Origin of the sequence: Streptomyces cynarae, from assembly GCF_025642135.1 — a bacterium.
Lineage (GTDB): Bacteria > Actinomycetota > Actinomycetes > Streptomycetales > Streptomycetaceae > Streptomyces > Streptomyces cynarae.
In genome coordinates, this window is the sequence record NZ_CP106793.1 from 8,613,359 (window position 1) to 8,633,889 (window position 20,531).

Genomic DNA, 20,531 nt, shown 5'->3' on the forward strand with positions numbered 1-20,531 from the left:
GACATGCTCCTCGGGTCCTTCGGGCGGGACGGGGCCGACGGGTGGGAAAGGGACGCCGTTCAGCGCCTGACGACGGCCGAGCCGCCCGCCACGAGCGCTTCGACCTCGGCGAGCGAGGCCATGGAGACGTCGCCGGGCGTGGTCATGGCGAGTGCGCCGTGCGCCGTGCCGTAGGCGAGGGCCCGCTTCAGACAGGCGACGGTGAGCGGGGCACTGGTCGGCTCGGCACCCGCGAGCGGCTCGGAGGCGGGACGCCGGAGCCATGCGTGCTCCGACCCGGATAGGCCGAGCGGGCCGTGCTCAGGCGTCTCGCCGCTCCGCCGGCCGGGATCCGGCTCGGAAACGGTCGTGAGCTCGTCCTCAGGACCGGGGGCCGTCAGCAGCCCGTGGATCAGCCCGGCCGCGAAGGCGTCGCCGGAGCCGATGCGGTCCAGGACGTGCAGGCCGGGCATGTCCGGACCCGCGACGAAGCCGGTCGCCGGCGACCAGGCCGCCGAGGACCAGTCGTTCACACCTGCCGAAGGCACGTCGCGGAGCGTCGTGGCCAGTACCTTCACCCCGGGCAGCCGGTCGGCGACCTCGGCGAGCGCATCCGGCACCTCTTCCGCGCGGACGCGCACCGCTCCGGGGTACGGTCCGCTCAGGCCGAGGGCGCCCACCACCACGTCGGCGTGCCGGGCGAGCCGCAGGTCCACCTCGCGGGCCCGTTCGGCACCGCCGCGGTCGGCCCAGAGGCTGGGCCGGTAGTTCGGGTCGTAGGAAACGGTCACCCCGTGCCGTCGCGCCGCGTCCATCGCCTCCTCCGCCACGTCCACGGTGGTGTCCGACAGGCCGGCGAAGATGCCGCCCGTGTGGAACCAGCGCGGGCCCGTGGCGAACAGCGCGTGCCAGTCGACGTCCCCCTTGCGCAGCTGGGACACGGCCGTGTTCGCACGGTCGCTGACGCCCAGCGCGCCCCGGATGCCGAAGCCCCGCTCCACGAAGTTCAGCCCGTTGCGGGCGGTGCGGCCGATGCCGTCGCCGGGCACCCACCGGATCAGTGACGTGTCGACACCGCCCTGGAGGATCAGGTCCTCGGTCAGCCGCCCCACCGCGTTGTCGACCAGGGCGGTCACTACGGCCGTGCGCAGGCCGAAGCAGCGGCGCAGTCCGCGGACCACGTTGTACTCGCCGCCGCCCTCCCAGACCTGGAAGGTGCGGGCGGTACGGATACGGCCCTCGCCGGGGTCGAAGCGCAGCATGACCTCGCCGAGGGCGATGACATCGGGGACGCTCATCCCGTACTCCTCCGGACGGCCTCGGCGGTCAGCCGCCGGATCCCGTCGTAGTCGCCGCGCCGCAGGTGGCCGGTGGTCGCCATCCAGCTGCCGCCGACGGCGAGGACCGCCGGATGGGAAAGGTAGACGGGCAGGTGCGCGGGGCCGACGCCTCCGGTCGGCAGGAAGCGTGCCTGGGGAAAGGGAGCCGCGAGCGCCTTGAGGATCCCGATGCCGCCGAGCGGCTCGGCGGGGAACAGTTTGACCGTGTCGAGGCCCGCGCGCAGGGCGCGCATCAGCTCCGTGGCGGTGGCGATGCCCGGTACGACGGGTACGTCGAGCTCACGGCACGTGGCGACGACGTCTGCGTCGTAACCGGGGGAGACGATGAAGCGGGCCCCGGCCACAACGGCCCGCTCCGCCTGCTCCGACGTGAGCACGGTGCCCGCGCCGACCGCCAGCCCGCCGTGGGCCGCCATCGCCTTCACCACCTGCTCGGCGTCCGGGGTACGGAAGGTGACTTCGGCGCACCGGGCTCCGCCCGCCGTGAGCGCGTCGGCGAGCGGACCGGCGTGCGCCACGGACGGAACCGTGAGCACCGGCAGGACCCGGGCGCCGGCCAGCTCGGAGGCGAGATCGGTGGTCATCGGCCGAGCCATCCGCCGTCGACGGGCAGGACGGTGCCGTGGACGTAGGCGGCGGCGTCCGAGGCGAGGAAGACGGTGGCGCCGGCCAGGTCGTCGGCGCTGCCCCAGCGTCCGGCGGGGATGCGGTCGAGGATGGCCCTGCTGCGCACCGGGTCGTCCTGGAGGGCTTGGGTGTTGTCGGTGGCGATGTAACCGGGGGCGATGGCGTTGACGTTGACGCCGTGCGGGGCCCACTCGTTGGACAGGGCCTTGGTCAGTCCGGCGATGCCGTGCTTGGCGGCGGTGTAGCCGGGGACGGTGATGCCGCCCTGGAAGCTGAGCAGCGACGCGGTGAAGATGATTTTTCCCTGGCCACGGGACACCATCGCCCCGCCCACCGCACGCGACAGCGCGAACTGCGCGTTCAGGTTGACCTGAAGCACCAGCTCCCAGTCGCGGTCGGAGTGTTCGGCGGCCGGGGCGCGCCGGATCGTGCCCGCGTTGTTGACCAGGATGTCCACCGGCCGTTCACGGCCCGCGAGTTCCGCACCCAGCGCCCGTACGGCGTCGGGGTCGGCGAAGTCGGTGCGGATCGCCTCGAAGGTGCGTCCCGCGGCGGTGACGTCCTTCTCCACGTCGCTGCCGGATGTCTCCAGGGTGGCGCTGACACCGATGACGTCCGCGCCGGCCTCGGCGAGGGCCCGGGCCATGGCCCGGCCGATGCCGCGCCGGGCCCCGGTGACGACGGCGAGCCGCCCGGTCAGGTCGAACAGAGGCATCTCAGGCTCCCGTCGTGTCGTTGCCGCAGTCCACCAGGATCTTCATCACGTCCCCGCCCGCCTCCAGCGCCTCGAAGGCCGCGGGTGCCTCGGTGAGGGGCACGACCTTGCTGATCAGCCGCTCTGCGGGGATCGTGCCGTCCGCCACCAGCGTCACCGCCTTCTCGAAGTCCGAGCGGTCGTACAACCGGGCACCGACGAGGGTGAGTTCGCGCCAGAAGAAGCGGTGCAGGTTCACCTCGCGGGGCCGGGGGTGGATCGCCACCAGACACAGTCGGCCGCGTACGCCCAGCACCTCCACGGCGGTGTCGACACCGCCCGCCGCGCCGGAGACCTCGAAGGCGACGTCCGCGCCCGCGCCGCCGGTCCACCGCCGGACGAGCTCGGGCACGTCCTCGGCGGCCGGGTCCCAGGCGGTCAGGCCCAACTCCTCGGCCAGGATGCGCCGGTGGGTGCTCAGTTCCACCAGGCGGACCTCGGCCCCGGCGGCCCGCGCCACCAGCGCGATGAGCACCCCGACCGGCCCGCCGCCGACCACGACGACCCGTTCACCCTCCCGCACCTGGGCCCGGCCGACGTCGTGAACGGCGACGGCGGTGGGTTCGACGAGGGCGGCCCGGTCCAGCGAGACGGACTCCGGCAGGCGTACGAGCGTGGAAGCAGGCACGGTCCAGCGCTGCTGCATCGCGCCCGGCGAGTCGATGCCGATGAAGTCGAGGTTCTGGCAGACGTGCCGGTGACCGGAGGTGCACGCCGGGCAGGTGCCGTCCCAGCGCAGCGGCATCACGGTCACCGCGTCACCGGGCTGCCAGCCCTCCACGTCCGGCCCGACGCGTACGACGCGGCCGGACATCTCGTGTCCGAGGACGGCGGGCGCGGCGACCCTGGCGTCCATGTCGCCGTGGAAGATGTGCAGATCGGTGCCGCAGATGCCGACGTAGGCGGGGGCCAGCTCCACCTCCCCGGGGCCGGGGGAGGAGGTCTCGACCGGAGCGGTGTCCAGGGTGCGGGCGGCTTTGTAGCGGACTGCGAGTGTCATCGTGGGGTCAGTGTCCCTTCAGCGCGGACGCCGATGGTCAGCAGCAGATTGGCGTACGTACGGATGTCGGCGGTGACGATCGCCAGCGCCAGGTCGGGGGAGCGTGCGGCGTCGTAGAACTCGAAACGGTCCAGCGTCTTCACCGGGGCGGGCGCCAGCCGGGCGCGGTACTCGGCGATGGCCGGGGGCTCCGGTTCGCCCTCGGGCGGCACCATGACCTGTGCCGACTCCACGGGGATCGCGCGCAGGAGGACGTCGAGCACGGTGGTGACGTCCAGCAGGCCCGGCCTCAGGTTGAGGTGGACGGTTCTGGCCCGCTCGCCGGTGGCCGTACTTGCGGGGTAGTGGCCGTCGGCGAGCAGGACGCGGGCGCCGTGGCCGGCTCCGGCCAGTGCTTCGAGGATTCCCGGGTGCAGCAGTTCCGTCAGGAGCACGGCGTCCCCTCCTTCGTCGGGGCAGGCGTCAGGTGGTAGAAGGCCGTCGCGGTACCGGCGAGCACCGCGTGGATCTCGGTGCCGGAGCAGCCGTCCAGGAGTTCCTCGACGGTGGCGGCCCAGCGGTTCCAGCCACCGGCGAGGACGCAGACCGGCCAGTCGGAGCCGAACATCAGCCGGTCGGGGCCGAAGGCGGAGAGCAGGACGTCCCACACCGGGCGGATGTCGTCGACGGTCCACTTCTCGTGGTCGGCCTCCGTGACGAGCCCCGACACCTTGCAGCGGACCTGGGGATGCCCGGCCAGTGTCCGCACCTGCTGCGCCCAGTCGGTCAGTTCCCGCTGTGCGAGAGGCGGCTTGCCCGCGTGGTCGAGGACGAGGGGCAGCTCCGGCAGCCTCTCCGCGAGACGGATCGCCTGCGGGAACTGGTGGCTGCGGATCAGCACGTCATACCCGAGCCCTCGCTCCGCGACCGCTCGCAACCCCCGCTCCACGTCCGGGCGTTGGAGCCAGTGCGGGTCGGACTCGCCCTGCACGATGTGCCGTAGGGCCCGCAGGTGCCGGCCTGCCGACCCCGTCCGCAGGTCGTCGAGTGCGTCGCCGATCCGGGGGGACGTCAGGTCCGCCCAGCCGACGACGGCGCCGATCAGCGGGTCGCTGTCGGCAAGTGCGAGCAGATCGCGTGTCTCGGGGACGGACGTGATGCACTGGACGACCACCGTGCTCGTCAGCCGTCGTCCGGCGATCGGCCGGGTCGCGGCCGATCGCAGGGCGTGCGAGCTGAAGCTCCGGCGGAGCGGCTCGTGCCCGGGTTCGTCCAGCCAGGGCTGCGGCCGGACGTCGAGGTTCCAGACGTGGTGGTGGGCGTCGACGAGGGCCTGGGCGTCAGACACGGGCGGTCCAGACGGGTCCGTCGGGGTAGGCGTACTCCTTGAGGGACTCGGGGTGCATCTGTGCGCTGAGCCCGGGCAGGGTGGGTGCGAGGTAGTGGCCGTCGGCGATGCGGACGGGGTCGACGAAGTGCTCGTGGAGGTGGTCGACGTACTCGATGACCCGGTCCTCGAGGGTGCCGGAGACGGCGACGTAGTCGAACATCGACAGGTGCTGCACCATCTCGCACAGACCGACGCCGCCGGCGTGCGGGCAGACCGGAACGCCGAACTTGGCGGCCAGCAGCAGAATCGCGATGTTCTCGTTGACGCCGCCGACCCGTGCGGAGTCGATCTGCACGATGTCGACCGCGCCGGCCTGGAGGAGCTGCTTGAAGACGACCCGGTTGGCGACGTGCTCGCCGGTGGCGACCTTGATCGGGCTGACGGCCCTGCGGACCGCGGCGTGGCCGAGGATGTCGTCGGGGGAGGTGGGTTCCTCGATCCAGTACGGGGCGTAGGGGGCGAGAGCCTGCATCCAGTCGATGGCGGGCTGGACGTCCCATCTCTGGTTGGCGTCGACGGCGATGCGGATGCCGTCGCCGACCGTCTCGCGAGCGACCCGCATGCGTCGTACGTCGTCCTGAAGGTCCGCGCCGACCTTCAGTTTGATCTGGGTGAAGCCGTCGGCGACGGCCTCGCGGGCGAGGCGGGCCAGTTTCTCGTCGGAGTAGCCGAGCCAGCCGGGGGTGGTGGTGTAGGCGGGGTAGCCGCGCTCGAGCAGGCGGGCGGTGCGCTCCTGGCGGCCCGGTTCGGCGCGGCGCAGGATGTCCAGGGCCTCCTCGGGGGTGAGGGCGTCGGACAGCCAGCGGAAGTCGACCTGGGCGACCAGTTCCTCGGGTGACATCTCACCGAGGAAGCGCCACACGGGCTTGCCGGCCCGCTTGGCCGCGAGGTCCCAGGCGGCGTTGACGACGGCTCCGGTGGCCATGTGGATGGCGCCCTTCTCCGGGCCCAGCCAGCGCAGTTGGGGGTCGTGGACGAGGGAGCGGGAGAACGCTCCGAGGTCGGCGCAGACCTCCTCGACGGACAGGCCGACCACGTGGGGTGCGAGGGCCGCGATGGCGGCGGCCTGGACGTCGTTGCCGCGTCCGGTGGTGAAGGCCAGGGCATGGCCCTCCAGCCCGTCGCCGGCGTCGGTGCGCAGGACCACGTAGGCGGCGGAGTAGTCGGGTTCGGGGTTCATCGCGTCCGAGCCGTCCAGGTGCTCGGACGTCGGGAACCGCACGTCCAGGACGTCGAGGGCGGTGATACGGGCGGATGCGGACACGGCAGAGGACATGGCGGGAACTCCTGTGAGAGCAGGTGGGAGACGGGCCCCCTGCGACGGAACGGGCGGCGGCGAGCGGTGTGCGGCGGCGACGGCCGCCCGGTTCACTCCTGGACCTTGCCGCCGGTGATGCGGGAGATGGCGAGGGCGACCAGGATGATCAGGCCGTTGAGAGCGCCGATCCACTGTGCGGGGACGCCCGCGAGCGTGAGCACGTTCTGGATCATGAAGAGCAGCAGGATGCCGCAGAACGCGCCGAACATGGTGCCCTTGCCGCCGTTGAGGCTGATTCCGCCGATGACGGCGGCGGCGAAGACGGTGAAGATGTAGCCGTTGCCCTGCGCGGAGGCCACCGAGGCCAGCCGCCCGGACAGCAGGAGCCCGGCGAGGGCGGCGAGCACGCTGCCGGTGACGATGACGATCCACAGCACCCGGTCGGTGCGGATGCCGGCCGCCTTCGCCGCGTCGACGTTGCCGCCGATGGCGTACAGGGAGCGGCCGAAGCTGGTCCAACCCAGGACGACGATGGCGACCGCGAACAGGGCCAGGCAGATCCAGATGGAGGCCGGCATCCCGAACCATTCGGCGGTGCCCAGGTAGAGCATGGACGCCGGCAGTTGGAAGAAGGTCTGGCCGCCGGAGATGCCGGTGAGGATGCCGCGCAGCACGATCAGCATGCCGAGGGTGACGATGAAGCCGTTGAGACCGAAGCGGATGATCAGCAGCGCGTTGATCACGCCGACCAGCGCGCCCACGGCGAGCGTGACGGGAATCGCCCAGGCACCGGGCAACAGCCCGAGTCCGTGGCCCGCGCCGGCCGGGACGACCAGCCAGGCCGCGACGCCGGGCGCCAGGCCCATGGTGGACTCCAGCGACAGGTCCATCTTCTTGACGATCAGGATCATCGTCTGGGCCAGGACCAGCAGAGCCATCTCGGACATGGTCTGCAGGACGTTGATGAGGTTGTCGGCCTGCAGGAAGACCGGGTTGACGATCTGGCCCACGATCGCGATGACGACGATCGCGGGGACGAGGGCGAGGTCGCGCAGCCGGGCCAGCGGTATCCGGCCGCCGAACAGCGCGGTCCGCTTCGCCTCACGCTCCGGGCCCTTGGCTGCGGCTGTGTCCGCGAGGACGGTTTCAGGCATTGAGGTCCACTCCTTCCATCGCGGCCACGAGTTCGTGGTCGTGCCAGCCGCGGGCGATCTCTGAGGTCACACGGCCCTGGAACATCACCAGGACCCGGTCGCACATGCGCAGGTCGTCGAGTTCGTCGGAGGCGATGAGCACTCCGGTGCCCGTTTCCGCGGTCTCCTCGACCTTGCCCAGGAGGAACTCCTTGGAGCGCATGTCCACGCCCGCGGTCGGGTTGATCAGAACCAGCAGCTTCGGGTCGTCGGCCAGGGCGCGGGCCATGACGACCTTCTGCTGGTTGCCGCCCGAGAGCGCGGAGACGGGCAGGTCGGGGCCGGGCGTCTTGATCGCCAGGTGCTCGATCATGTTGTCGGCGAGCCGGTCCCGGCGGTCACGGCTGAGGAAGCCGTTCCTGCCGAGCCTGTGGGGAACGGACAGCGTGGCGTTGTCCGCGATCGACATGTCGGGCACGAAGCCCTGGTGGTGCCGGTCCTGCGGGACGAACCCGGCACCGGCGGCGAGCGCGGCGGGCACGCTGCCGGGACGCGGACGCTTGCCGGCGATCTCCACCTCGCCGCTGTCGGCGGCCCGCAGTCCCACCACGGTCTCGGCGACCTCGGTGCGTCCGCTGCCCGCGGCCCCCGCGAGCCCGACGATCTCCCCGGCGCCCACCTGGAAGCTGATGTCTTCGTAGGTCTCGCCGCTCAGACCGCGGACGCTGAGCACGGCCGTGGCGCCGGCGTCGAGGGTGCTCGCCCGCTCCTCACGCCGGTCGGCCGCCGCCTCACCGGTCATCGCGGCGACGAGCTCGGTGCGGGGCAGTTCGGCCACCGGCGCGGTCAGGATGTGGCGGGCGTCCCGGAACACGGTCACCATGTCGCAGATCTCGTAGACCTCCTGCAGGTGGTGGCTGATGAACAGGAACGTCACACCCTGCCGTTGCAGGTCGCGGATGCGGTCGAAGAGCCGGTTGATCGCCGCGGCGTCGAGCTGGGCGGTCGGCTCGTCGAGGATGATGAACCGGGCGCCGAAGGACAGCGCGCGGGCGATCTCCACGAACTGCCGCTGCTCCACGCTGAGATCAGCGGCGGGCGTCTGCGGGTCGACATCCACCGACCAGGTCGAAAGCAGCTCCTGCGCCCGCCGGCGCACACCCTGCCAGCTGATGAGCCGGCTTGGGCCGTGGTCGTGCCGGTTCAGGAAGAGGTTCTCGGCGACGGTCAGCGTCGGGATGATCGTCGACTTCTGGTAGACACAGGCCACGCGCCGGCGCCAGGCGTCGCGGTCCGCCAGCCGCGGCGCCGGGCTGCCGCCGAAGGTCACCGTTCCCTCGTCCGGGGCCTGCAGGCCGGTCAGGACGGACACCAGGGTCGACTTGCCGGCGCCGTTGCGGCCGACGAGCGCGTGGGTCTCGCCGGGCCTGATGGTGATCCGGGCGCCGTTCAGCGCCACCGTCGGACCGAATCGTTTGACAATGCCCGCCGCCTCGACGACGGGCGGATCTGCCGGGACCCGTCCGTCGTCCGTCGGGGCGGGTGCGGGGCGGACTGCTCGTTCCCCGTCGCTCATCTCAACCGCCTTGGTGATGTTCGCCGTTGGTCTTCGGACGTGGTGTCAGCCGAGGTTGTTGCCCCACAGCGACTTGTCGTCGCTCTTGACACTGGGCACGCCGCCGTAGGTACCGCCGTCAGCAGTGACGAGCGGGGCGGAGAGCTGGTCCTCGAGCAGACCGGGACGCACCTGGATGATGGTGCTGCCGTGGTCGGTCTTGCCGGGCTGGAACGTCTTCCCGTCGATCGCGGCCTTCAGGTAGTACAGGGCGTACTTCGCGTAGAGGTCGGCCGGCTGCGAGACGGTGGCGTCGATCTGCCCGGCGGCGATGTCCTTCAGCTCCTCGGGGATGCCGTCGTTGGACACGATGAAGACGTGCTTCTTGTCCTTCGGACCCACCAGCAGGCCCTTCTGCTTGAGCACCTGCAGCGTCCCGGACAATGCGAAGCTGGACTCCATGTAGACGCCCTTGATGTCCGGGTTGGCGGTCAGGTCCGTCTGCAGCTTCTGCGCGGCGGTGGCGCCATCCCAGTTCGTGGGCTCACCGAACACCTTGATGCCCGGGTAGTTCTTCTTCATGCAGTCGTTGAACGCCTCGGTCCGGTCCCGGCCGTTGATCGAGTCCAGACCGCCCTCCAGCATGACGACCTTGCCCTTGCCGCCCAGCTTCGTGCCCAGGTACTGACACGCCTTCTCGCCGTAGGCGCGGTTGTCGGCCCGCACCACCATGAACACCTTGCCGCTGTCGGGGCGGGTGTCGACCGTGACAACCGGGATCTTCTTCGCCTCCAGCTGCGCCAGGGTCGGCGCGATGGCAGCCGTGTCCTGCGGAGCCATCGCCAGGCCCTTGACGCCCTGACTGATGAACGTCTGCGCGTTGGCAGTCAGCTTGGCGACGTCGTTCTGCGAGTTCGTCGTCTTCAGCGACAGCCCCAGCTGCTTGGCGTACTCCGGCGTGTACTTGATGTACGAGTTCCAGAAGTCGGTGTCGGAACGCGGGTAGTCGACGCCCACCAGCGGGGCGCTGCCCGACGACGAAGCGGTGCCCGAGCCACTGCTGCAGGCGCTGAGCAGCGCCAGGGCGGACAGGGCCGAGGCGGTGGTGCAGAGTGCGGTTCTGAGTCTCATCGGTACTTCCTCGCGCTGGTCCCGGAGCGGGAGATGGTTCGCAGAGCGACAGCCGTGGTCGCCGCATTCGAAGAGATGGGATGTATGTATAGGCGGCGACCGAGGGTGCTGTCTAGGTCTCGGGAAAAGTCGCTGCAAAACAGGTGGTCCTGTAGCTCTCCGCAGTGACCACTGAGGCAAATCGATCCCATCAATGATGCGTATTTGTGATGCGCCGACGGCTTGCGTGCGGGCTCTGCCGGGGCGTCGCGTCTTTCGTGCATCGCATCGCGCAAACATTCCATGTCTGACGCTGAAGAAAAGGAACATAAGTGTCTTAATTGGGGTGAAGGGTCGAGTCGAGGGATTGCTTTCATCCCTGCACACCCGTTGACATCAGCCCGTCACATGGTCGAACTTCATGCGTAACGTGCGGCGCTCCAGAGCCCGGGGGCGTCGTGTCTCCCCTTGTCCCCCACTTCAGGGATGTCCTCATGTCGAGCTCGTTCAACAGACGCCAGTTCCTGGCCGCCGCCACATGCGTGGCAGCGGCAGCCGTCGCCGGCGGCGGCCTCGGGGCGGGCGTCGCGCAGGCGGCACCGAGCACCTACACACCGTCGTGGTCCTCGGTCGACCAGCACCCGCCCGCCCCCGAGTGGTTCCAGGACGCCAAGTTCGGCATCTACTTCCACTGGGGCGTCTTCAGCGTTCCCGCGTACGACAGCGAGTGGTACCCGCGCAACATGTACATAGCCGGCAGCGCGGCCAACCAGCACCACGTCGCGACCTACGGCGACCCGTCCGTGTGGCCGTACCACAACTTCATCAACGGGGCGAAGGACCTGGCGGGCAACTTCGTGCAGTTCGCACCGAAGCTGAAGTCGGCGGGCGGCAACTTCGACCCCGACGCGTGGGCGCAGCTGTTCGTCGACGCGGGCGCGAGGTTCGCCGGACCGGTCGCCGAACACCACGACGGCTTCTCCATGTGGAACAGCCAGGTCAACGAGTGGAACTCGGTCGCCAAGGGCCCGAAGCTCAACCTGCTCCAGCTGTTCACCGACTCCATCCGCGCCAAGGGGCTGAAGCTCCTGGTGGCCATGCACCACGCGTTCAACTTCAACGGCTACTACGACCACGTGCCGGCGCAGTCCGACCCGAGCCTGCAGAAGCTCTACGGGCAGCTGGGCACCACGGCCGAGAACCAGCTGTGGTACGACAAGCTCAAGGAGGTCGTCGACCTCGCCCAGCCCGACATCCTCTGGGAGGACTTCGACCTGTCCAAGGTCGACGAGGCCCAGCGGCTGAACTTCCTGTCGTACTACTACAACCAGGCGAACGCCTGGGGCCGCGAAGTCGTCGCCACCTACAAGGACGGCTTCGACAGCCACGGAGAGGTCTTCGACTACGAACGCGGCGGCCCCGCCGACGTCACCGCCCCCTACTGGCTCACCGACGACAGCATCTCCAGCTCCAGCTGGTGCTACACGAACGGCATCGGCTACTACAGCACCCAGCAGATGCTGCACTCGCTGATCGACCGGGTCAGCAAGAACGGCAACATGCTGCTCAACATCGCCCCGATGGCGGACGGCACGATCCCCCAGGCACAGCAGGACATCCTGCTCGGCATCGGCGACTACCTGAAGCGCTTCGGCGAGTCGATCTACTCGACCCGGGCCTGGACCGCGTACGGCGAAGGCCCCACGCAGATGGGCGGCGGTTCGTTCACCAACCCGCAAGCCGGCACCGCGCAGGACATCCGCTTCACCCGGAACAAGAACAACACCGTCCTGTACGCCACGGTCCTCGGCTGGCCGGGCAGCACACTGACGATATCGACGCTCAACTCCGCCCGGATCAACGTCAGCTCCCTGGCCTCGGCGCAGCTGCTCAACCCCACCGCCGGCACGTACACGAACCTGCCCGCGCCGACGCAGGACGCGACCGGGCTGCACGTGACCCTGCCTTCGTCGTCGGCGCCGTTCTCCGCCCTCGCCTACGTCGTCAAGCTGACCTTCTCCGGCCAGATCCCGACCCTGCAGCCACTGGCCGGGGCCGTGGCCTACCAGGACGTCAACTACTCCGGCGGCTACGCCGTGCTCCCGATCGGCTCCTACACCGCCGACCAGCTGACGCTCGCCGGACTGCCCAGCCGCAGCCTGTCCTCGCTGAAGCTGGCCCCCGGCTACCAGATCATCGGCTACTCCGGTGACAACTTCACCGGCACGGCCTGGACCTTCAGCGCCGACAACGCCGACCTGCGCAACACCGGCAACAACGACGCCGTCGTGTCGATGAAGGTACAGTTCAACCCCTCGGCCTGGCTCAGGATCACCAACGTCACCGACGGGCTGGTGCTGGACAGCGGCGGCAACGTCCCCAGCGGCTCCAACCTCAAGCAGTGGACCTGGAACGGCAGCACCAACCTGCAGTGGCAGGCCGTCGACCTCGGCAACGGCTACTACAAGCTGGTCAACCGCACCAACGGCATGGTCGCCGACGGATGGGGCGCCACCACGAACGGGTCCGCCGCCCAGCAGGCTCCCTGGAACGGCGGCACCAACCAGCAGTGGCGGATCACGCCCCGCGGTGGCGGCAGGTACTGGATCGCCAACCGCACCACCGGCCTCGTCCTCGACGGCGGCGGCAACGTGCCCTCGGGCTCCGTGACCAAGCAGTGGTCCGGGAACAGCAGCCCCAACCTGGAGTGGACCTTCACGGCGGTGTGACCCTCGCACCGGCAGGACAAGCGGCTGCGGCGGGGCGCTCCACGCGCTTCCCGGCGCGGCCGCCAAAAGAATCACCTGCCCATACCTGCCCGCGCCCCGACCGGTCCACCGCAGACTCGGTCGGGGCGCGGCTCAATGATCCGCTTCGATGTGGAAGCGAGTCCATGTCGGGGGACGCCGAGCTCGAAACGCTTCTGCTTCGGCAACGCCCACGTCTGGCCCACGCTCAACTACAGTCCAGCGCATGCACTCGGTGAACTCCGGCGACACGGCGCTTTTCACCGACGTCCGCCTGGGCTCCCCCGGTGCGGAGACGGCCCCCGGATCCGCCACCCGGCGCCCTGAGTCCGGTGTCCGGGAGTCCGACGGCGAGGGCCTGGTCCGGCAGACGGAGAGCGGCACGGGAGCCAGGCTGTCGCTCGCGGACGCGGTGGACGGGCCGTCATGCGTCTTCGCCGCCCAGGCCCGGAAGACGGCCGGAGGCGCGGGGTTCCTCCCCGACGTCGGCGAGACCTCCTCGCGGACCATGCTCGGGGCTCAGCCGCACGCCACGAGCAGCTTCGCACCCACCCCGGCCTCTCCGGTCAAGAACCGTGTGACCGACCCGGTCTGCGACCTCGCACCCTCCTCCTTCACTGTTCTGCGCACCCGCCCGGAAAGCGTCGTGCGCGCCCGCACCGGAAGCGATCAGCGATGACCCGACAGCCACGCCCCATCCCCCCGCACCAGGCGCGCCCGCCGATGGGCTGGAACAGCTGGGACTGCTACGGCACCACCGTCACCGAGGACGAGGTGCTCGCCAACGCGGTCTTCATGCGGGACCACCTGCTCGCGCACGGCTGGGACACCGTCGTGGTGGACATCCAGTGGTACGAGCCGACGGCCCGCGCTCACGGCTACAACACGGACGCGCCCGTGGTCCTGGACGCGTACGGCCGCCAGCTCCCGGCCCCGAACCGGTTCCCCTCGGCCGCTGCGGGAGCGGGCTTCGCACCGCTGGCCCAGCGGGTGCACGACCTGGGTCTGCGTTTCGGCCTGCACATCATGCGCGGCATCCCCCGCCGCGCCGTCGCCGCCCGGCTGCCCGTCGCGGGAACCGGCTTCACGGCCGACGAGGTCGCCGACACCGGCTCGGTCTGCCCCTGGAACTCCGACAACTACGGTCTCAACCATGACCACCCTGGCGCCCAGGCGTACTACGACTCCCAGGTCGCCCAGTTCGCCGACTGGGGAGTCGACTTCGTCAAAGCCGACGACATGCTCTTCCCGTACCACGAACGGGAGATAGCCGCCTACGCCCTGGCCATCGAGCGCAGCGGGCGGCCGATCGAGCTGAGCCTGTCGCCCGGCACCGACGTCTCGCTGGCCCGTCTCGACCATCTGCGGGAACACGCCACCATGTGGCGGATCTGCGACGACCTGTGGGATCGGTGGGAGGACGTCGAAGCCCAGTTCGCGCGCATGGCCCGCTGGGCTCCCTGGCAGAGCGAGCGCGGCTGGGCGGACGCCGACATGCTGCCGCTGGGGCACGTCGGCATCCGCGCCGAGCGCGGCGAGGACCGGCTGTGCTCCCTCACCCACGCCGAGCAGACCAGCCTGCTCACCCTGTGGCTGATCTCGCGTTCCCCCCTGATGATGGGCGGCGACCTGCCCACCAGCCCTCCGGAGACCATCGACCTCCTCACCAACGACGAGGCGCTGGCCGTGCTGTGGCACAGTAGGGACAACCGGGAGGTCCTGCGCGAGCGGGACCTCGTCCTTTGGACGGCCGGGGACGTGGACGGCCGCACCCGTTACGCCGCGGTGTTCTCCCTGGCCGACGCCCCGAGCCGGGTGGCCGTACCCCTCGGGTCCATCGGCGCGGGCGCCGACCACCACGTGCGGGAGGTGTGGACACGCGGGGACGTCCCGCACGACGGACGCGACCTGCGTCTGGAGCTGCCCGCTCATGGAGCGTGCCTGTTCCGCCTGACCCCGCCGGGCACACCTGCCTGACCCTCACCCCGTACGTCGGTCACGTCCTGAGCAAGGGCCTGTTGCCCGCCGACACACTCGTCGAACTCCTCCGCCCCGAAGCCGTTGCGGGAGCCGGTCGAGCCCAGGCCCGAGGTATACGGCGCACCGGGCACGAGGGCCGTACAGCGGGCGTCGCCCCGGCTGCGGGGTCGCGGAAGTGAGCGGCGGGGTCAGTGCTGGGCGAACTGGACCTGGGTCGGTTGTACGACGTCCGGCCGCAGCGCGATCCCGTTGATCGTCAGCCGTTCCCCATAGATGTCCGTCAGCCTGATCGCGCTGCCGCACCCGCTGCCGTCGGCGGAGATGAAGTAGTTGAAGTCGGTGCGGGGCAGTTGCCGCCAGCCGCCGGAGGCGCGGACCTCCAGCCGCGTGACCGGATTCCTGTGGCCGATCGCCTGAATGCCGCACCAATAGGGGCTGGACCCGGACTTGTACCTGATGGAAATGGTGCCGGACGTGCTGGGGCTCAGCAGGCTCCAGGTGATCGGGATCCGGCCGACGCTGAGGTCGGCGAGTTTGGCGAAGGCCTGCTGGCTGAGGTCGAGTTGCCCGGGCGCGCAGGGCAGGGGGCACTCGTTGGTGATCCGCACCGTGACGGAGTTGCCGTTGGCCGCCCGGACGAGCACGTACGCGCCGCACGCCCGGGACGTATCGTAGTCGGTGGTGTTCATCGCCGCGATCATGAGGTCGGGGCTCGGGCCGAACAGACAGGCGCCGTCTCCGTTCCCGGCCTCGTAGGCGGTGGCGACTCCTCGGTAGGCGGTCCCGGGCTGAATCCGTCCCGCCGACGAGGTCGTGGGCGCAGTCCGCGGGGGCCGCGAGCTGTGAGTGGACGAGGGCTCAGCTGTCGCGGCGGTCGCAGAAGCCGTCGGGGTCGGGGTGCCGGTCGGTCTCGGGGAGCCAGAAGCGGTCGAGGTACCCGACTCGGTCGCGGCGGTGGCTCCCACCCGGGTGGTGGCGACGGGTGCGGCCGCCGCAGACCGTGCATCGACCTTGCGGTCGGGCAGCAATGCCACCACCAGGGTGGCGAGAACGCCCGCGGCGGTCAGCCCCAAGGCGGTGCCCAGCATGATCCTGCGTCTGTGCCTGCGCTGCCGCGCGGCCTGCCTCGCTGTCTTCATTACCCGTCCGTTCGGAACATCGAGCTGATGGTGCACTGCTCAGTGACCGCAGGAAGGGAAAAGGTTGCCGGCTTCTTCATCGCTCATCCGTTCTGGAAGATCAAGCCGGTGTTCCCCCTCGGTGGCCGCCGATGGGCAGGTGGTTGCCTGGAGGTTTGCCGCCGGGTCGAAGTTGCCGCAGGTATCCGCCGAGGCCGAGCCGGGGCACCTCGGAGGCGGACGGCAGGCCGCCGAGTCGATGCGCTTCGACAAGCGTTACGTTAACGTCGGCTTTCATGCCCGACAAGTGGTCGGACGCAACTCGTCCCGTCCCTCCCCGGCATCGGTCCTGACCTGGCCGGTCCTCAGAAGATATCCGCCATTCAGGCAGTTGAGACGGGGTTGAGCGGCGGCGAAATGGTCACCGGCCGATTGACAGCCCGCTGGGTCCATGTCACTTTCGAAGCGCTTCGACAACACGCACTGCCGCCACGCTCTTCCGCTGCTCGCTCACCGCACCGCACAAGGGGTTCCCACGTGAACAGCCCGTCCAAGCACGCCCTGCCCGAAGCCGGGTCGCCGTTCCGCGATCCCGCGCTTCCGATCAGCAAGCGCGTCGACGACCTCCTGCACCGGCTCACGCTGGACGAGCGGCTCGCCATGCTGCACCAGTACGTCCCGGCCGTCCCACGCCTGGACATCGCCTCGTTCCGTACCGGAACAGAGGCGTTGCACGGTGTGGCCGGGATGGGGGAAGCGACCGTCTTTCCCCAAGCCGTGGGGCTGGGCGCCTCGTGGGACGAGGATCTGGTGCGCTCCGTCGCCGAGGCGGTCTCGGTCGAACTGCGCGCTCTCCACCGGCACCGGCCGACCCCGACCGGGTTCGGCCCCAACGGCCTGCAGATCTGGTCGCCCGTGGTGAACCTGCTCCGCGATCCGCGGTGGGGTCGCAACGAGGAGGGCTACTCCGAGGACCCGCTGCACACCGCACGCCTCGGGACCGCGTACTGCCGGGGCCTGGCCGGCGACCATCCCGACTTCCTGCGCGCCGCCCCGGTGCTCAAGCACTTCCTCGCCTACAACAACGAGAACGACCGCTGCGTCACCTCCTCCGTTCTGCGCCCCCGCGTGCTGCACGAGTACGACCTGGCCGCCTTCCGCCCGATCATCGCCTCCGGCGCGGCCACCGGCGCGATGGCCGCCTACAACCTGGTCAACGGCCGCCCCTGCCACGTCAGTCCGCTCCTCGAGGACGAGCTGCGGCGCTGGGCACGGCAGACCGGCCACGAACTGTTCGTGGTCAGCGACGAGCAGGCGCCCTCCAACCTGGTGGAAATGGAGCACTACTTCGAGGACCACGCCACCTCCCACGCCGCCGCGCTGAAAGCCGGCATCGACAGTTTCACCGACCACCGCGAGGACAGCGCGACCGTGATCGGCCGACTGCGCGAGGCACTTCAGCGCGGACTGATCGAGGAGGAGGACGTGAATCGGGCGGTTCGCCGCCAGCTGCAACTCCGCTTCCGCCTCGGTGAGTTCGACCCCGACCTCGACCCGTACGCCGGCATCGGCCCGGAGGTGGTCGACTGCCCCGAGCACCGCGCCCTTGCCCGGCGCGCCGCAACCGAGTCGGTGGTGCTGCTCAAGAACGACGGTCTGCTGCCACTGGAACCGGCCCGCGCACCGCGGATCGCGGTCATCGGCCCGCACGCCGACAGCCTGTACGAGGACTGGTACAGCGGCACCCTTCCGTACCAGGTCGGCATCGCGACCGGCCTGCGCGCAGCGCTCGCGCAGGCGGGCGGCGAGGTGGTCTGCGTGCAGGGTGCCGACCGGATCGAGCTGCGCTCCCGCACCTCCGGCGAGCCGCTGGGCGCAGCCGCCTTCGACGTCCAGGAGTGGGGCGACGGCGTCCTCACCCTGTGCGAGGCCGGCACCGGCCGCTACCTCGGCCTCCAGGACGACGCCTCGCTCGTCGCCGAACGGACGCTGCTGAAGAACTGGTTCGTCAACGAGACCTTCTGTCTGGAGCCCGCCCCGGACGGTGAGGGCGACACCTTCCTGCTCCGCAACGTGCGCACCGGCCGCTACGCCGCCCTCGATCCCGCCGACGGCCGGGTGCGGGTCACCGCCGAGAGCCCCGCGACGGCCGAGCGCTGGCAGCGAGCACTGCTGCGCGACGGCGCGTCCGAGGCGCGGGCCGCCGCCGAGGAGGCCGACGTGGCGATCGTCGTCCTCGGCAACCACCCGATGATCAACGGCCGCGAGACCGAGGACCGTACCGGCATCGCCCTGCCCGAGACCCAGGAAGCGCTGCTGCGCACGGTTGCCGCCGTCCGCCCGGAGACCGCGCTCGTCGTCATGAGCAGTTACCCCTACGCCGTCGACTGGGCCGACGCCCACCTGCCGGCCGTGCTGTGGACCTCGCACGGCGGGCAGGAGACCGGCCGCGCGCTGGCCGCGGTGCTGCTCGGCGAGGCGGACCCGGCCGGGCGACTGCCGCAGACCTGGTACCGCGGCGACGACGAGCTGCCGCACCCCCTCGACTACGACATCATCAACGCGGGCTGGACGTACCAGTACCACCGGGCCGCACCCCTCTACCCCTTCGGACACGGCCTGTCGTACACCGACTTCGCCCACCGGGACCTGCGGTTCTCCGCGGATTCCATGACCCAGGACGGCTCGGTGGACGTGACGGTGACGCTGGCCAACACCGGCTCCCGGCCCGGAAGCGAGGTCGTCCAGCTCTACGTCCGGCCCCTGGACGCCCGTTACCAGGCGCCCCGGCGGCGGCTGGCCGACTTCCACAAGGTCCGGCTCGATCCGGGCGAGAGCAGGGAGCTCACCTTCCGGCTCCCCGCCGAACGGCTCGCCCACTGGGACGTCACCACCGGAGCCTTCACCGTCGACCCCGGCGACTACGAGGTGCTGCTCGCGCGCTCCGCCGAGAACATCGTCGGCACCACGCGGCTCACCGTGACCGGGCCCGCGCCCAGCCCCCGTGCGGTCGTCGACCGGCGCACCCCGGCCGTCGACTTCGACGACCACGCGGACATCACCCTCGTCGACGCCACCCGGGCCTCCGGCGATGCGGTCGCCCCCGCCGATCCCGCGCGCCCCGCGACGCTGCTGTTCCGTTCCGTCGACCTGACCGGAGCGGTCCGGGTCGAGGCCGAGGTCGCCCGCGAGGGCGACGCCGCAGGAGAGGCGAGCGTGGAGGTGCGGGCGGGCGAGCGGAAGCTGGCGCGGATCGCGGTGCCGGTCACCGGCGACCAGTACGCCTGGACCACGGTCACCGCGGAACTGTCCGGCGTCGAAGCCGGCCTGCACGACCTGACCTTGGTCCTCCACGGCCACATCCGCCTCGCAGCGTTCCGCTTCGACTCGTCGCAGGCGAAGGGCTGAGCGTCCGCCCCCAGACCGGCGGCCGCTCGTCCTCGGGTGGTGACGGGCCGCCGCCCACGCCCAGGAGTTCCCGTGCTGTTCACGTTCCATCATCCCGCCGCTTCACCGTCTCTCCATCCGGAGGAAGTCCCCATGCCTCTCACCGACCTCGGCCATGACGAACTCGTCGGCTACCGACCGGTGTCGACCGCACCGCACGATTTCGACGCCTTCTGGCAGCGCACGCTCGACGACGCCCGATCGCAGGGCGGAGCGGTGAAGGCCGAGCGCGTCACCGACCGGTTCCGGCTGCGCACCGTCGAGGTGGACGACCTGCGCTTCCCCGGCTGGAACGGCGAACCGGTGGCCGCCTGGCTGCTCCGCCCGCGCGGAGCCGAAGGCCAGCTGCCCGTCGTCGTCACCTACATCGGCTACAGCGGTGGCCGCGGCCTGCCCACCGACCACCTCTTCTGGTCGGCCGCCGGGTACGCCCAGCTCGTCGTCGACAGCCGGGGCCAGGGCCACGACACCCCCGACCGGAATCAGGGCGACGGCACGCAGTGGGCCGAGGGATTCATGACCCGCGGCATCGACTCGCCCGAGAACTACTACTATCGGCGCCTGATGACCGACTGCGCGCGTGCGGTGGACGCCGTCGCGGAACTGCCCGGTCTCGACGCCCGCCGGGTCGTGGTCGCGGGCGGCAGCCAGGGCGGCGGACTGGCTCTCGCCGCCGCCGGCCTCCTGGGGGACAGGGTGGCGGCGGTGATGCCCGACGTGCCGTTCCTGTGCCACTTCCGCCGCGCCGTCCAGATCACCGGCGAGGGCCCCTACCCGGAAATCGCCAAGTACCTGCGCTGGCACAGCCGCCACCGCGTGGAGCCGACCTTCGCCACCCTCGACTACTTCGACGGCGTCCACTTCGCTCAGCGGGCCACCGCACCGGCCCTGTTCAGCGTCGGCCTGATGGATCCGATCTGTCCGGCCTCCACGGTCTACGCCGCCTTCAACCACTACGCGGGTGACGACCGGACCATGACCGTCTGGCCTTTCGCGGACCATGGCGGCGGTTGCGGTTCCAACCCGCCCGTCCAACTGGACTGGCTGGCCGAGCGGGGGCTCGCACCCGAGCAGTGACCCTTGCACCGCAGCCACCCGTCTCCGTCCGGGGAAC

Annotated in this window: 16 protein-coding genes; 5 read left to right on the forward strand and 11 right to left on the reverse strand. The window is 70.6% G+C overall.

Annotation, left to right across the window (positions count from 1 at the left end; all coding sequences use genetic code 11):
- Positions 1-59: 59 nt before the first annotated feature.
- The 10 genes from N8I84_RS38890 to N8I84_RS38935 form a co-directional block, all read right to left on the reverse strand.
- A complete protein-coding gene (locus N8I84_RS38890) occupies positions 60-1,277 on the reverse strand; it encodes a sugar kinase (protein WP_263234243.1) in 1,218 nt (405 codons plus the stop codon).
- Complete coding sequence (locus N8I84_RS38895; protein WP_263234244.1) at positions 1,274-1,903, reverse strand: bifunctional 4-hydroxy-2-oxoglutarate aldolase/2-dehydro-3-deoxy-phosphogluconate aldolase; 630 nt, start codon at positions 1,901-1,903, stop codon at positions 1,274-1,276. Before N8I84_RS38895 ends, N8I84_RS38890 begins: the two co-directional genes overlap by 4 nt.
- Positions 1,900-2,661, reverse strand: coding sequence for an SDR family oxidoreductase (locus N8I84_RS38900; protein WP_263234245.1), 762 nt, complete (start codon positions 2,659-2,661; stop codon positions 1,900-1,902). The genes N8I84_RS38895 and N8I84_RS38900 overlap by 4 nt, the downstream gene beginning before the upstream one ends.
- Before the next feature lies 1 nt (position 2,662).
- Positions 2,663-3,700 (reverse strand): zinc-dependent alcohol dehydrogenase, encoded by a 1,038-nt coding sequence (locus tag N8I84_RS38905; RefSeq protein WP_263234246.1) that lies wholly within the window; start codon positions 3,698-3,700, stop codon positions 2,663-2,665.
- Positions 3,697-4,134, reverse strand: a complete 438-nt coding sequence (locus N8I84_RS38910) for an RbsD/FucU family protein (RefSeq protein ID WP_263234247.1) — start codon at positions 4,132-4,134, stop codon at positions 3,697-3,699. The genes N8I84_RS38905 and N8I84_RS38910 overlap by 4 nt, the downstream gene beginning before the upstream one ends.
- Entirely contained in the window at positions 4,125-5,027 is a 903-nt protein-coding gene (locus N8I84_RS38915) for an amidohydrolase family protein (protein WP_263234248.1), read from the reverse strand. The genes N8I84_RS38910 and N8I84_RS38915 overlap by 10 nt, the downstream gene beginning before the upstream one ends.
- Entirely contained in the window at positions 5,020-6,345 is a 1,326-nt protein-coding gene (locus N8I84_RS38920; RefSeq protein WP_263234249.1) for an L-fuconate dehydratase, read from the reverse strand. Before N8I84_RS38920 ends, N8I84_RS38915 begins: the two co-directional genes overlap by 8 nt.
- Before the next feature lie 92 nt (positions 6,346-6,437).
- Positions 6,438-7,481, reverse strand: a complete 1,044-nt coding sequence (locus N8I84_RS38925; RefSeq protein ID WP_263234250.1) for an ABC transporter permease — start codon at positions 7,479-7,481, stop codon at positions 6,438-6,440.
- Positions 7,474-9,036: a sugar ABC transporter ATP-binding protein gene (locus N8I84_RS38930; protein ID WP_263234251.1), complete on the reverse strand. Its 1,563-nt coding sequence runs from the start codon at positions 9,034-9,036 to the stop codon at positions 7,474-7,476. The genes N8I84_RS38925 and N8I84_RS38930 overlap by 8 nt, the downstream gene beginning before the upstream one ends.
- Before the next feature lie 45 nt (positions 9,037-9,081).
- Positions 9,082-10,146, reverse strand: a complete 1,065-nt coding sequence (locus N8I84_RS38935; protein WP_263234252.1) for a sugar ABC transporter substrate-binding protein — start codon at positions 10,144-10,146, stop codon at positions 9,082-9,084.
- A gap of 473 nt (positions 10,147-10,619) precedes the next feature.
- On the opposite strand from N8I84_RS38935, the gene N8I84_RS38940 reads away from it, so the two are divergent.
- The 3 genes from N8I84_RS38940 (at position 10,620) to N8I84_RS38950 (ending at position 14,849) form a co-directional block, all read left to right on the forward strand.
- A complete protein-coding gene (locus N8I84_RS38940; RefSeq protein ID WP_263234253.1) occupies positions 10,620-12,854 on the forward strand; it encodes an alpha-L-fucosidase in 2,235 nt (744 codons plus the stop codon).
- Between the two features lie 244 nt (positions 12,855-13,098).
- Positions 13,099-13,551 carry a hypothetical protein gene (locus N8I84_RS38945; protein WP_263234254.1) on the forward strand — a complete coding sequence of 151 codons (453 nt, stop codon included), beginning with the start codon at positions 13,099-13,101 and terminating at the stop codon, positions 13,549-13,551.
- Positions 13,548-14,849 (forward strand): glycoside hydrolase family 27 protein, encoded by a 1,302-nt coding sequence (locus tag N8I84_RS38950; protein WP_263234255.1) that lies wholly within the window; start codon positions 13,548-13,550, stop codon positions 14,847-14,849. Before N8I84_RS38945 ends, N8I84_RS38950 begins: the two co-directional genes overlap by 4 nt.
- A 191-nt stretch (positions 14,850-15,040) precedes the next feature.
- On the opposite strand, the gene N8I84_RS38955 is transcribed toward N8I84_RS38950, so the two are convergent.
- Positions 15,041-15,991, reverse strand: a complete 951-nt coding sequence (locus N8I84_RS38955; RefSeq protein WP_263234256.1) for an expansin EXLX1 family cellulose-binding protein — start codon at positions 15,989-15,991, stop codon at positions 15,041-15,043.
- Positions 15,992-16,507: 516 nt separating this feature from the next.
- Between N8I84_RS38955 and N8I84_RS38960 the strand changes: the two genes are divergently transcribed.
- Complete coding sequence (locus N8I84_RS38960; RefSeq protein WP_263234257.1) at positions 16,508-19,378, forward strand: glycoside hydrolase family 3 protein; 2,871 nt, start codon at positions 16,508-16,510, stop codon at positions 19,376-19,378.
- Between the two features lie 132 nt (positions 19,379-19,510).
- A complete protein-coding gene (locus N8I84_RS38965) occupies positions 19,511-20,494 on the forward strand; it encodes an acetylxylan esterase (RefSeq protein WP_263234258.1) in 984 nt (327 codons plus the stop codon).
- Positions 20,495-20,531 lie beyond the last annotated feature (37 nt).

Coding starts and splice junctions, on each gene's coding strand:
- N8I84_RS38890 (WP_263234243.1), bottom strand. CDS start 1,277: ATGAGCGTCCCCGATGTCATCGCCCTCGGCGAGGTCATGCTGCGCTTC.
- N8I84_RS38895 (WP_263234244.1), bottom strand. CDS start 1,903: ATGACCACCGATCTCGCCTCCGAGCTGGCCGGCGCCCGGGTCCTGCCG.
- N8I84_RS38900 (WP_263234245.1), bottom strand. CDS start 2,661: ATGCCTCTGTTCGACCTGACCGGGCGGCTCGCCGTCGTCACCGGGGCC.
- N8I84_RS38905 (WP_263234246.1), bottom strand. CDS start 3,700: ATGACACTCGCAGTCCGCTACAAAGCCGCCCGCACCCTGGACACCGCT.
- N8I84_RS38920 (WP_263234249.1), bottom strand. CDS start 6,345: ATGTCCTCTGCCGTGTCCGCATCCGCCCGTATCACCGCCCTCGACGTC.
- N8I84_RS38925 (WP_263234250.1), bottom strand. CDS start 7,481: ATGCCTGAAACCGTCCTCGCGGACACAGCCGCAGCCAAGGGCCCGGAG.
- N8I84_RS38930 (WP_263234251.1), bottom strand. CDS start 9,036: ATGAGCGACGGGGAACGAGCAGTCCGCCCCGCACCCGCCCCGACGGAC.
- N8I84_RS38935 (WP_263234252.1), bottom strand. CDS start 10,146: ATGAGACTCAGAACCGCACTCTGCACCACCGCCTCGGCCCTGTCCGCC.
- N8I84_RS38940 (WP_263234253.1), top strand. CDS start 10,620: ATGTCGAGCTCGTTCAACAGACGCCAGTTCCTGGCCGCCGCCACATGC.
- N8I84_RS38945 (WP_263234254.1), top strand. CDS start 13,099: ATGCACTCGGTGAACTCCGGCGACACGGCGCTTTTCACCGACGTCCGC.
- N8I84_RS38950 (WP_263234255.1), top strand. CDS start 13,548: ATGACCCGACAGCCACGCCCCATCCCCCCGCACCAGGCGCGCCCGCCG.
- N8I84_RS38955 (WP_263234256.1), bottom strand. CDS start 15,991: ATGAAGACAGCGAGGCAGGCCGCGCGGCAGCGCAGGCACAGACGCAGG.
- N8I84_RS38965 (WP_263234258.1), top strand. CDS start 19,511: ATGCCTCTCACCGACCTCGGCCATGACGAACTCGTCGGCTACCGACCG.